Consider the following 13927-nt stretch of genomic DNA (forward strand, 5'->3'; position numbering starts at 1 on the left):
AAATTTTAAAATTCCAAATTCCAATTCGAAAAATCTAATCTTTAAATTCTAAATTAGGAAAATTTGAAATCTCATATAAAAATTAAAAACCTTTGTTGAAGCTTAAAACTTTGACAAAGGTTTTTCTTTTTAGAGTGTTGATGTCGTAATAAAAAGCATTTCAGAAACATATAAGATTCCTTTACCCATAAGCCATAACAATCCGGCTAAACCCATCAATTTCCAAGCCCAGGCTCTTCCTCGTTTCCAATCAGAGAAAAACGAGAAGATTTCCATATATTTTATTAAAATAAACAAACTTGTTCCTATTATTGAAAACCAGATAATTTCGTTTAAACGGACAAAATAACCATAAGCTAAAGCTGCAAGAAGAAAAACAATAGTAATAAACTGTAGATAACAGTAGTTTCTAAAACTGCGCTTGTGATTTATTTTGGAAGATATAATTAAGAACGACAGCATCAACAAACTTACCAAAGCCGATATTATGTTGTTAAAAACCGGATTCAACTGAAAAGCAAGCGTAACACTTACAATAATTGCTATGACCATACAAGCACCTAGTGAATTAATACTTCTATCCCTATTATCATCCGCTGCACTAAAAGGAAATAAAACCGGATAGATATATTTCTCCAGAGAACGCCAAAAAGGCAATGCATAAATCGCTGCAATACTGGAAATAACTATTTCATAATTATAGAAAATATCCTGTGGAACTTTATACAACACAAACAGAAGAGCAAGTGTTACAACAACAGCCGGAAAACTGATTGTTTTTATTGTTTCCCACGGATCTGATCCCCAAAAGTTATTTTCGATTTCGTACACATACTTTTTTACCCAGTATTCTTTAGTAAAAATAGCCGTAGACTGACTCCACAACAAAAACAATCCTAAATGAACAATTACTGTTCGCAGTACAAAATCTTCTATTAAACACCCATAAAATACGCAAGCCGCACCAATTAAAAGTAATTCATAGGTTAACAAAACCGGTGAAAATAAAAATTTAAATAAAGGCGCCAGACGATTAATCAAAAACTGAATCAGAAGACTCCAATATCTTTTAAACAAAGCCAAAAGAGCACAAATAGCAATAAATGCCGATAAATAAAACATCCAATTGGTTAACAACTGTGTCTGCATCCAAAATTGAATTGCTGAATTTTTAGGCGGAGAATAAACAACCTGTGAGTTGACAAAAACCTGTGAAGCTAATTCGTCTCGTACTTTATTATCAAATTTCGGGAACTCATTTTTGTGTTTCAGCCAAAATTCATCAGCATTTACACTATTCTTTTTAAGAACTGCTAATTCATACAAAACTGTTTTTTGTTTATCATTTAGCAAACTTAAGTGATTGTTGACACTATCTGAAACCGTTTTCCCGTACATACTGAAACAGCACAGGAATATAAGTACTATTATTTTCTTCAACTTTTAAAATTTAGGAGATAAAAAGTAAACCAAAATAGTAAATGTAAGCTTTTTTTCTTCATTCGTTAATAAACAAATAACATCCGTCAATAACACAATCCTTGTATATTCCGAAGGAATATCTCATTGGCAAACACAGCATTGTTTGCATTTTGCCCAGTAGGGACATTTGTTTTTTTTTAATAAGCAATACACCGTTCTCATTATTCAAACGCTCTTACGGAACGTAACTGCAATCTAAACTTAATTCTAATTCCTACGGAATGAACAATCTTTGTTTAAAACAAAAAACCCGTTCATTTCTGAACGGGTTTTCTATAATAATTTATCTTAATGATTATGCTTCGAATGGAAGGATAGATACATAAGATTTGTTATCTTTTTTCTTTTGGAACTTAACAACTCCAGCTACTCTTGCGTGTAGAGTGTGATCTTTACTAATGTAAACGTTTTCACCTGGATTATGTTTTGAACCTCTTTGTCTAACGATGATGTTACCAGCAATAGCAGCCTGACCACCAAAAATCTTAATACCTAAGCGTTTTGATTCTGATTCTCTACCATTCTTCGAACTACCGACACCTTTCTTGTGAGCCATGACGTATGAGTTTAAATATTGTTATTATTCTTTAGTAGCTTCTTTTTTTGCTTTTGGAGCTGCTTTTTTAGCTTTAGGAGCTTCTACTTCTTCAGTAGCTGCATCTTCTGCTACAACCGCTTTTTTAGCTGCTGCTTTTTTAGTTCCTCCTGCTGCAGTAATACCTTCAATTACAATTTGAGTAAGATATTGTCTGTGACCATTTCTTTTTTTGTATCCTTTTCTTCTTTTCTTTTTGAAAACGATAACTTTATCACCTTTTAAGTGTTGTAACACTTTAGCTTCTACTGAAGCACCTTCTATAGCTGGGGCGCCTAAAGTTACATTTCCGTTATCGTCTAATAAAAGAACTTTGTCAAAAGAAACTTTTGAACCTTCTTCGTTAGCCAAACGGTGAACATAAACCTTTAAGTCTTTGCTTACTTTAAATTGTTGCCCTGCTATCTCTACGATTGCATACATACCAAATTGATTTATTGATTTTTAAGGTTGCAAATATACAACTAATATTTTACTGTGCAATCCCTAATTCTAAAAATATTTAATTCGCTTTAACAGCTGTTTTTCAAGGTGTTTTGAGCTTACAAAAAATGTATTTGAAAGTAATTATCTGTTAAATTTCATCAAAATATGGACAGACTTTTAAATCCTAACTAAAAAAAGGTATTTTTGATGTAACGATAATCAAGTCTTGACTACCTATTTATTTAAGGTAAATAAAAATTATTAATCTCTATGAAAAATTCAATAATGATGTTAAGTGCTGCACTAATGCTTGGCGGAGTTGCTCATGCTCAAAAAGTAGCTTTTGAAGAATACAATTTAGACAATGGCATGCATGTAATTTTGCACAACGATCCTTCTGCGCCCGTTGTAATTACATCGGTAATGTATCACGTTGGCTCAAAAGATGAACGCCCGGATCGTACCGGTTTTGCGCATTTCTTCGAACACTTATTATTTGAAGGAACTCAAAATATTAAACGCGGAGAATGGATGAAAATCGTCACCGCAAATGGTGGTGTTAACAATGCCAACACTTCAGACGACAGAACCTATTATTACGAAGTTTTCCCGTCAAACAGTTTAGAATTAGGATTATGGATGGAATCTGAACGTTTGATGCATCCTATAATCAACAAAATTGGTGTTGAAACGCAAAATGAAGTTGTAAAGGAAGAAAAAAGAATGCGTTACGACAATCAGCCTTACGGAAACATCATTCCTGAGGTAAAAAAATACATGTTCAAAAATCATCCGTACCGCTGGACCACTATCGGTTCTATGAAAGATCTTGATGCTGCAACTTTAGAAGAATTTCAGGCTTTCAACAAAAAATTCTACACGCCAAACAATGCTGTATTGGTAGTTGCAGGAGATTTTGATAAAGTAAAAACCAAAGAATGGATTCAGAAATATTTTGCACCAATTCCACGAGGTGAAGAAGTAAAAAAACAAACTTTTGTTGAAGAACCAATCACGCAAACTATAAAAGCAACTTACGAGGATCCTAATATTCAGATCCCGATGGTTGTCGCTTCGTACAGAACGCCGTCTATGAAAACAAGAGACGCAAGGGTTTTAGACCTGATTTCTTCTTACTTAAGTGATGGAAAAAGCTCTAAGCTGTACAAAAAAATAGTTGACGATAAAAAAATGGCGCTTCAAATTGGTGCTGTTGGTTTTAATCAGGAAGATTACGGGACCTATATATTATATGGATTACCAATGGCTCCAAATACAACTGCCGATATCTTAAAAGAAATGGACGAAGAAATTGTAAAAATCCAAACCGATTTGATTTCTGAGAAAGACTACGAAAAATTACAAAACAAATTCGACAATAATTTTGTAAACGCAAATGCAACTGTTGAAGGAATTGCCGAGAATCTTGCTTCGTATTACTTACTTTATGGAGACGTAAATTTAATTAATACCGAAATTGATCTTTACCACTCTATTACCAGAGAAGAAATTAGAGAAGTTGCCAAGAAGTATTTAAACCCAAATCAGCGTTTAATTTTAGATTACATCCCTACAACTAAAGTTCAAAATTAAGAGTCTCGAATCATGAAAAAAATACATACAGTTTTAATCCTTTTATTCCTTACCGGAATTATGCAAGCACAAGACAGACCACAACCAAAACCAGGAAATCCGCCTGTAGTCAACATCAAAAAACCGCAAACTTTTGTTTTGGCAAACGGAATGAAAGTTTTGATCGTTGAAAACCATAAACTGCCAAGAGTAAGTTTTAATCTTACGTTGGACAACGCGCCTTTTACCGAAGGAAACAAAAAAGGGGTTGACGACTTAACAAGCAGTTTAATTGGTAACGGAACTAAAAAAACAACCAAAGAGGCTTTTAATGAAGAAATTGACTTTTACGGAGCCAATATTAATTTCTCGTCTCAAGGCGCTTATGCAAGTTCGCTTTCAAAATATTCGGGACGTGTTTTAGAACTTTTGGCCGAAGGAGCTTTACAACCTAATTTCACCCAAACTGAATTTGACAAAGAAAAAGCAAAACTAATCGAAGGTCTTAAAGCCGATGAAAAAAGCGTTCCTGCAATCGCCAACCGCGTTGTTGACGTTTTAGCTTTTGGAAAAAACCATCCAGCTGGAGAATATTTATCGGAAGAAACAGTAAAAAATGTAACCCTTGCAGATGTTCAGGCAAATTACGCTACTTATTTTGTTCCCGAAAATGCTTATTTAGTCATTATCGGAGACGTTAAATTTAAAGAAACCAAATCGGCAGTTGAGAAACTTTTTGGTGGATGGAAAAAGCAAACAGCACCAAAAAATTCGTATCCTAATCCGGAAAACGTTTCTAAATTACAAATTGATTTTGTAGACGTTCCAAACGCGGTACAATCTGAAATTTCTTTAGTAAATACGGTTAATTTAAGAATGAGCGATCCTGATTTTTTCCCTGCTGTAATTGCAAATCAAATTTTAGGAGGCGACTTCAATAGTTATTTAAATATGAACCTGCGCGAACAACACGCCTGGACTTACGGCGCAAACTCAAGCATTGGAAGCGGAAAATATGTAACTAAATTCAAAGCTTCGTCTGCGGTTAGAAACACCGTTACAGACAGTGCTGTGGTTCAGTTTATAAAAGAAATCAAAAGAATTCGTACAGAAAGAGTAGATCCTGAAGTTTTAAGAAATGTAAAAGCAGGATATATTGGCCGTTTTGTAATGCAGGTTGAAAAACCACAAGCTGTTGCTCGTTATGCACTGAACATTGAAACAGAAAAACTTCCGGCAGATTTCTACGAAAAATATATTCAGACTATAAATAGTGTTACTGCTGACGATATTTATCGTGTAGCCAACAAATATTTCCTTTTAGACAATATGCGTATTGTAATTGCCGGAAAAGGTTCTGACGTAATTACTGGTTTAGAAAAACTTCAAATTCCGATTTTCTATTTTGATAAATACGGAAATCCAATCGAAAAACCGGTAACTAAAAAAGAAGCTCCAACCGGAGTTACTGCAAAAACTGTTTTCGAAAACTACATTAAAGCAATTGGTGGAGAAAAAGCAGTTTCGGCAGTAAAAACATTAGCAATGAACGGAACAACTACAGTTCCGCAGGCACCAGCTCCATTAACTTTTACCTCTAAATTAGATTCTAAAGGAAAAATGATGGTGTCGCTTGCAATGGGAACTATGAATTTGATGAAGCAGGTTGTTAACGATAAAGGCGCTTATATCGAACAACAAGGACAACGTAAAAATCTGGAAGGTGAAGATCTTAAAGACATGAAAGCAAATGCAGCTCCGTTTGAAGAACTTCAATTGGTAAAAAGAACTGATTTAAAAGTAGACAGCATTGAACCTATCAACGGTAACGATGCTTACGCCATAAAAGACGGTAAAACAACTTACTTTTATGATGTAAAATCAGGATTGAAAGTTGCAGAGTCTAAAGTTCGTGAACAAGGCGGAAAATCAGCTACACAAATAACAAACTTTAATGACTATAAAGAAGTAAAAGGCGTAAAAGTTCCTTTTAACTTAGTTCAGAATGTTGGTTTTGAATTAGACATTAAAATGTCGGATATTAAAATCAACGAAGGAGTTTCTGATGCAGATTTTCTTTAGAAAGATGTTAAGGGACTGAGGTACTAAGGTTCTGAGATGCTAAGGTTCTAAGAATTCTTGAAAGCTTTGTCAAAGTTTGAAACTTTGACAAAGCTTTTTTTTATTCATATCGTTTGTCAGGCTGAGCTTAGTCGAAGCCCGGTTCCTATTGGCACGCTCTTCGACTACACTCAGAGTGACAAACTGAACTTCAATTCTTTTCACATTTTACAAATCACTTTTCACTCATAACTTATAACTCATAATTCATAACTTAAAAAAATCACTTCCTCGCCGACAAATAAACCCCAATCAAGATAATAAACGCTCCAAAAAACTGAATTGGTGTAAGCATTTCGTTATCTAACAGTCCCCAGAAAAAAGCCACTATCGGAATTAAATACGTTACCGATGTTGCAAAAACCGGTGATGACATTTGTATAAGTTTAAAGAATAAAATATTAGCGATTCCGGTTCCCAGAACTCCTAAAATCATTACAAAAAAGATAGAATGTTGGGTTACATCAATATTGATTCTTTGAGAAATATCTGTTGTACTTAAAATAAGTAAAGCCGGAATTAATAAAACCGTAAAATTTCCTGTTGTGATGCTTACCGAATTTAAATCGGATAAATATTTCTTGATCAAATTAACGTTGATTGCATAACAAAGTGTCGCAATTACAACCAAAAGAACATATAGATAATTTTGTCCGCCTGAAGCAGAATTGCCTGTTAAAACCAAAAGCAAACATCCTATCAAACCGACAAAAACACCCAAAACTTGTCGTTTTTGAAACTGAATCCCGAAAATGATAATTCCCAAAACCAAAGTATTCAAAGGCGTTAATGAATTTAAAATCGCCACAATTGAACTATCAACCTGAGTTTCGGCAATGGCAAAAAGATAAGCGGGAGTAAAAGTTCCGAAAATGGATGTTATGGCAACAAATTTCCATTGGTGACGCGAAATTTTCTTTAAACTTTTAAAACCAACAAGCAATAAAAATAAGGCTGCAAAAATAATTCGGAAGGAACCTACCTGAATCGCCGTTAACCCAACAAGCCCTCTTTTAATTAAAATAAAAGAACTCCCCCAGATTAACGAAAGAATCAATAAATAAGCCCACTTTAATTGTTTTGCTTCCATATACCGTATTTTACTGCAAATTTGTATTATTTTTACGAACTGACCTCTTGATTTTTATTAATTTTGCAACAAACATATCGACAAATCTAAAATTATAAATATGAAATTTACAAAAACAATAGCAGCCCTTGCAATTGCCGGTTTAGTATTAGTAAGCTGCAAAAAAGAAGAAGATAAAAACTTAGCGAATATAAAATCTGAAACTGCTGCCCCAAAAGAGCACAAACCAATTGCTGCCGAAAATGTACAAACGGCAAGTTTTGAAATTGAAGGAATGACTTGCGCTATGGGATGTGCCAAAACAATTGAAAAAGAATTAACCGATCTTGACGGTGTAGAAAAAGCAACTGTTGATTTTGAGAAAAAAACTGCAACGGTAACTTTTGACAAAACAGTTCAAAATCCTGAGTCTTTAACTAAAACTGTTCAGGGAACCGGAGACGGAAAAACATATAAAGTTTCGAATTTTAAATCTTAAATTCTAAATTATTTTCATAAAAAAGGATCCAAATTTTGGATCCTTTTTTTTATTCTTTTAATCAAGGTTCTTAATAGTTTCAAAAAAAATAACCTGAATGTGGTTTCCCGTAAAGAAATATGATTTTAATAATTAATATTTGCTACAGAATACCTTGGAGCTTTAAAAAATTCCTGCATCCAAACATAAATAACAAATAATCAATACATTATAAATCCAACCAAATAAGAATAAATAACTTGTTAAATTAACAAATATTTAATTAGTTTTGTTAAAATTATCCTAATAACCTAAAATGAAAAAATTACCTTTGTACGCTGCAGGTTTTGCAGTTTTTTTAAGCATTATTGCAATCTATTTTGCAAAATCAAGTTCAGAATTAGTTTATGTAGATGTAAACAAATTGATTACCGGGTACAGCAAAACAAAAATTGCAAAAGCAGAATTTGATAAAAAAGCGACTTTAATGAAAGCTAATGTAGATTCTCTAATTAGCAACTGGCAAAACGAATTAAAAAGCTACGAAAAAGAAAGAACGACCTTATCTCCTAAAGAATTAAAATTAAAACAAGAACTTCTGTCTAACAAACAACAGCAAATTAATGGTTACCAAGAAGCTATTCAGAAAAAAATTCAAGAAGAAGATAAAAAAGTAACGCAAACTGTAATTAATGATATAAACGATTATATCAAAGAATACGGGAAAGATCATAACTACAAAATCATATTTGGCGCCAGTGGCGGAGGAAATATCATGTATGCTGATGAATCAACCGACTTAACAGAAGAGATATTAAAAGGCCTTAATGCTGAGTATGATAAAAAATAAATTTTTACTATTTTTTTTATTACTAATAGTTTCCTCTTGCAACAAAAAATTTGATACGCAAGAGGAAATGAATAGTTATATACAAGATGAAGACAACGGGTACATTTACAAAAAAACGGTATCCGATGTAAATTATATTTTACAATACAGACCAACTGATTTACTTGTAAAACAAGAATTAGGAGATAAGCCAGACCCCGCTCAGATAGAGAAATTCAGAAAACAGTATAATAAATACATGTATTTTAATCTCTCTATGTCAAAAAACGATCAGGAGCTATTAAATGGTGTTGCTCACGACAAAGCTAAATTCGGACAAATGGTAAATGAATTGGCTTTTGGAATGGAAGAAAAACTGCATGTTTATACTCCAACAAAAGATACCCTAGCCCTAGCCGACTTCATTTATCCGAGAATGTATGGAATGAGTAATTCTACTTCTATTATGATAGTCTATCCTCGTGATGAAAAATATATGAAACAAGATTACTTAAATTTTGTTATCGAAGATTTAGGTCTTCAAACTGGAGACATTAAATTCAAAATAAACACCAAAGCCTTAATAAACGAACCTCAATTAGTTTTTTAATACCATTACCATGACCCAATTCCAAAAACGCCATCGTATTATTGCTACTTTTTTCCTGTTGATTTTTTTTCCAACACTTTTACCAAATAATTTATTTGCCACTAATAATGGCCCTAACTCTTTTGAAGCTGCAAATTTCGAACCTGTTGATGCCGCTGATATGGTAAATTTAGTAACAGGAGATATGTCATATGTACTTCCGTTATTAAATGTTCCCAGTCCAGAAGGAGGTTATCCTTTGGCATTATCAAATCATGCAGGAATTGCAATGGCTCAAGAAGCTTCTTGGGTGGGACTTGGATGGAGTTTAAATCCAGGAGCAATTAATAGGAGTGTTAATGGCTATCCAGATGATATAGAAATAGGTAATGATAATACATTTATATATGATCAGGGAGGAACAGCAAATTATTATGATGCTGGAGTCGGGGTAACTTTTTATAATGTTAGTGCGGGTTTAGGAGCTTACTGGGGTTCTAACAAAACTTTTGGAGGAAGTGTTTCATTAGGCTTAGGGGGCTATGCAGTAACTGTAGGCACAGGAACTTTTGGTCCTACTGTAGGACTTGGTTATGGTGGTAGTCTTGACAATGTAGTCTCAAATATTTCTACCGGAGTGTCATTTAATTCATTAAAAGACCAAGGCTCGTATATGGGACCACAAGGAACGGGGGCTAGCTCCAATTTAGGATCATTTTCACTAAACAATTATGACGTACAAACATCCTCAGAAAATTATAGCATGGGGATTGCTGGTTTTTACTTTTATTATGGTCACACTAAAGTAAAATATAGTTTGTTTGAAGAACAAATAAAAAAATATACTGGAATATTATACCCAAATAGCGGATCTGATTTAGGATTAAATCATGATGTAAATAAATTAGTTATTTATAATGATGGGGTTAGCAATATTTCCGACTTGGGTGATTCAACAAAAGATTACTTGAATGACAACGTTTTACTGCCAAATTACGACAAGTATAAAGTTCAAGCTCAAGGACTTTCAGGATCTATAACACCTGCATTCACATCAGAAACGAAATTAAAACATGAGAATATATTTACAGGAGAATATACAACTATAACGAATGGCTCAAACAGTTATAATGTTCCTAATCAAAGTATATTTTACAATACTTTAAATAATGATGATACATCTTTAAAATTAAATAATAAAATTTTCTTTGAATTTGAAAATACAAATTCTTCTTTTCTTAGAATTGATCGATCTATACTTAAAAGAGATATAGATCGTGAAAACCAAGATCCTAATATTTTAAGTGCCGGATATCAAACTTATCTTGGTCAAAAATATGCCAAGACTCAAAAAACAGATAAGTTTAGCGAAACTTCTACAAATGAAAATATTGCGCTAAAAGTTGATGCCAGAACTAATCGCAAAAGAACAGGGAAATCTGTTGAAGTTTTTACAAATTCACAAATTTTATCTGGAACTTCAGCGACTGGAGGAACGTTTATCGAAGCGAATAATTTAAACAGAAACCAACCTGAAATATACAGACCTGAATCAATTGGTGGATATAGAATTACTGATATCGACGGTAAAGTATATCACTATTCTTTACCTGTAATTAATTTTGAAATTTGGTACAAAAATTTTATTGTCCAAACAAATGAAGATTCTAAATTTATGGAAAGGGAATCAAATGTCCCATATGCAACTGACTGGCTGCTGACCGCTATCACTGGACCTGATTACGTCGACACTAATGGAAATAATAAAGTTGATTCTCAAGATTATGGATATTGGGTTGAATTTGATTATGGCAAATGGTCTGATGGTTATATCTGGAACGGAAGTACAGGAAATTATGATATCGTTAAAGGAAGTACAGGAAACGATGATAGATATGAATATTATAGAGGTAGAAAACAAATTTATTATCTAGATGCCGTAAAAACCAGAACACATACTGCCTATTTTGTAAAAAGCTTACGAAAAGATGCTCAATCTGATGCTTTTATGCGATATACAACTCAAGCACCTAATAGCATTGGGTTTGACAAAAATTCAAGTCCCAAAAAATTTACATCAAACTTATTGCAGTTTTACCAAGCAGGACCCGTTATTTCCAATTATGGATTACCATCAACATATAAAGAAAATAATGTTGCAAAAAAAGTAGGATCTGTAAATGGATATAAAGCTTCATATAGATACGCTGATTTTCCAGCACAATATTCATTAAAATTAGACAAAATTATACTCCTGAAAAATGATAAAAATATAAGCATTAATAAAGCATCTGGAGCAGCACTAACTTCTAATAAAAAAGCATTTTTATATGAAAACAGAGGATTTCAGGTTTTATCTTGCTTGATTGAAGACAGCCCTGGAAGCCCTGGTTACCACACAATTGGCAATCTAAATGGGACCTATTTGGCTGATATAAATACCAATATTAAAGAAATTGCAATACACCAAAGCGAAAAAGTTATAGATGCAAATGATGTTACAAGTTCAAGTATTGAACAAAATGCAGAAAAAATAATTAATTTCCAATATGATGCTAATTATTCCTTAATGCCTAATTCGTTTCATTCTTCTGCAGGAAATAAAGGGAAGTTAACATTAAAAGCTGTTGAGTTTTTAGGCCATCAAGGTATTGCTTGTATACCTAAATACCAATTTAATTATAATAATCCGTCTACATCTTTTAACGTTAACAACGAAGATGGTTGGGGATATAATAAGTTAGACCCTACGGCATGGTGCCTCAACGAAATAACAACTCCAATGGGCTCTAAAATGAACATCCAATATGAATCGGACGATTACAATGCCGTAGCTGCAAAATCATATACTTTAACTGGAACTCCAAATTATGGAAAAGGTGGAGGCATAAGAGTAAAAGAAATAAGCTACTCAGATGGAATTAACATTACTAATAAAACCAATTATTATTACAATCAAAATGGTTTCAATAAAAATCCTTTAGACACAAATTATAAATCGTCTGGAGTAACCTCATTTGTTCCTTCAAAAGACTTTATGATTTTACCATATGCTTCTGAACTTCCTCCTCCTGTTATCATGTATAGCAATGTCTCAGTGGAGGAATCAAATGCTGATAATAATATGCTCTCAAAAACAAATTATAGTTTTGAGACCCTTACCAATTATAGCAAAAATTCAGGCTCTGTCTATAACATTGGAAACTATCTAACCATAAATAAGATACAGGATGAAGCAACAATCATTCCTAATAACGCTGTTGATTTACGATTTACAAAATATGATATCAAAAACAGAATTAACAACTTAGGACGTTTACTTTCTGCTAAAAAGTACAACACAAAAAATCAGACTTCCTATTCACTCAAAAATGAATACCGTGTTTCGACTGATTCACAAGATGAATTTGGAACTAAACAAGAATCCTTTTTATCACTTTACAATATTGTCCCTGGCAAACAATATTACACGGTTAATTCTGTAAGTAAAACTTCTTATCCAAACCAATTAATAAAAACTACCAATACTCAAAAAGGCTATACAAGTAGCATAACGTTTGACAAATTTGATTTATTAACTGGTTTAGCACTAGAAACTACCACAACTACAAGTGATGGAAAAACAATAAAAAATAAAATTGTTCCTGCTTATACCAAACCTGAATATTATAATATGGGATCCAGAGTAGACGATTTCCAAAACAAAAATATGTTATCTCAAACTGCTGCCAATTATATTTACTTAAAAGAAAGCTCTTCTTTTAAAATAACAGGAGTTGATATTACCACATGGAGTAATATCTGGGCTTACAAAGATATTTCCGGTAATATAGTAGAACCCTCCAATACAAAAGAAAAAATCTGGAGAAAACACAAGTCTTATGTTTGGAACGGAAGTAAAGATGCTAATGGGATTTATTTAAACTATACAGATACACAAACAACCAAAGATGATGGATTTAGCTGGTTAGTACCTTCAAGAGCTGGACTCGATGTTGGACAAGCTGCTCAATGGAAACAAGTTTCAGAAATTACACTATATGATCATTATTCAAACCCTCTTGAAGTAAAAGGCATAAATAAAAATTATGTCAGTAGCAAGATGGGGAACTTTGATTCTAAATTAACCGTAAGCGGAAGTGCTCGCTACGGTGAAATCTTTTATTCTAGTGCAGAAACTAATAACGGAATCTGGGTCGATCCCGAAATATCAGTTACTAGCACATCTATGTTGAGTGGCGTGACTTCCCACACAGGTAAGCAGTCAGTTGAAACAACATCAACATCAAAAATGACAGTATCAATGAAAAATGATGAACATAGATCTGGTAAATACAAAATATCTATTTGGGTTGAAAAGAGTAATAGCCCAAAAGCAGTTATAAAAATAAATGGTAATGCAATCCCTCTTGTTAATGATAACATTATTGCTGGAAATTGGCAACTTAAAACTGCTTATGTGCAACTTCCTAAAACAGCATGCACCATTGATTTTTGCTCTCTTGATGCTTCAAAAGTGTATTTTGATGATCTTATGATTCGTCCAGTTTCTTCTTCTATAGTAGGTTATGTATATAATGACTGGGGAGAATTAACTTATACAATAAATAATAGTGGGCTAGCAACTAAATTTGAATATGATGCTGCTGGTAGAGTTATAAAAACATCTATTGAAGTAGTAAATGATGCTGTAAATGGTGTGACAACAGGAGGATTCAAAGTAGTAAAAACCAATATATACAATAATAGATATTTAAATTAATCAA

The 13927-nt window shown here is 33.0% G+C and carries 10 protein-coding genes; 6 read left to right on the forward strand and 4 right to left on the reverse strand.

What is annotated here, in order from left to right; genetic code table 11:
- Positions 1–129: 129 nt before the first annotated feature.
- From KHA98_RS02275 to rplU, 3 genes are all read right to left on the reverse strand, one after another.
- Positions 130–1440, reverse strand: coding sequence for a hypothetical protein (locus KHA98_RS02275; RefSeq protein ID WP_246522113.1), 1311 nt, complete (start codon positions 1438–1440; stop codon positions 130–132).
- Positions 1441–1777: 337 nt separating this feature from the next.
- The gene (gene rpmA, locus KHA98_RS02280; RefSeq protein WP_068844918.1) at positions 1778–2038 is read right to left on the reverse strand and encodes a 50S ribosomal protein L27; all 261 of its coding nucleotides are present in this window, start codon (positions 2036–2038) and stop codon (positions 1778–1780) included.
- A 24-nt stretch (positions 2039–2062) separates the two neighbouring features.
- A complete protein-coding gene (gene rplU, locus KHA98_RS02285) occupies positions 2063–2500 on the reverse strand; it encodes a 50S ribosomal protein L21 (RefSeq protein WP_068844917.1) in 438 nt (145 codons plus the stop codon).
- A 273-nt stretch (positions 2501–2773) separates the two neighbouring features.
- Here rplU and KHA98_RS02290 point away from each other — a divergent pair, with 273 nt between their 5' ends.
- Together KHA98_RS02290 and KHA98_RS02295 are read left to right on the forward strand one after the other, a co-directional pair.
- On the forward strand, positions 2774–4096 hold the full coding sequence (locus tag KHA98_RS02290) for a M16 family metallopeptidase (RefSeq protein ID WP_213254861.1): 1323 nt from the start codon (positions 2774–2776) through the stop codon (positions 4094–4096).
- 12 nt (positions 4097–4108) lie between these two features.
- Entirely contained in the window at positions 4109–6157 is a 2049-nt protein-coding gene (locus tag KHA98_RS02295; protein WP_213254862.1) for an insulinase family protein, read from the forward strand.
- A gap of 262 nt (positions 6158–6419) precedes the next feature.
- Here the strand turns inward: KHA98_RS02295 and KHA98_RS02300 are convergent, their stop codons facing one another.
- Entirely contained in the window at positions 6420–7286 is an 867-nt protein-coding gene (locus KHA98_RS02300; protein ID WP_213254863.1) for a DMT family transporter, read from the reverse strand.
- A gap of 100 nt (positions 7287–7386) precedes the next feature.
- Between KHA98_RS02300 and KHA98_RS02305 the strand changes: the two genes are divergently transcribed.
- From KHA98_RS02305 to KHA98_RS02320, 4 genes are all read left to right on the forward strand, one after another.
- Positions 7387–7764, forward strand: coding sequence for a heavy-metal-associated domain-containing protein (locus KHA98_RS02305; protein WP_213254865.1), 378 nt, complete (start codon positions 7387–7389; stop codon positions 7762–7764).
- 295 nt (positions 7765–8059) lie between these two features.
- Complete coding sequence (locus tag KHA98_RS02310; RefSeq protein ID WP_213254867.1) at positions 8060–8593, forward strand: OmpH family outer membrane protein; 534 nt, start codon at positions 8060–8062, stop codon at positions 8591–8593.
- A gap of 67 nt (positions 8594–8660) precedes the next feature.
- Complete coding sequence (locus KHA98_RS02315; protein ID WP_246522115.1) at positions 8661–9182, forward strand: hypothetical protein; 522 nt, start codon at positions 8661–8663, stop codon at positions 9180–9182.
- 10 nt (positions 9183–9192) lie between these two features.
- Positions 9193–13923, forward strand: coding sequence for a hypothetical protein (locus KHA98_RS02320; protein WP_213254869.1), 4731 nt, complete (start codon positions 9193–9195; stop codon positions 13921–13923).
- The last annotated feature ends 4 nt before the right edge of the window (positions 13924–13927 follow it).

The sequence above is a fragment of the Flavobacterium branchiicola genome, from assembly GCF_018383905.1.
Taxonomy (GTDB): domain Bacteria; phylum Bacteroidota; class Bacteroidia; order Flavobacteriales; family Flavobacteriaceae; genus Flavobacterium; species Flavobacterium branchiicola.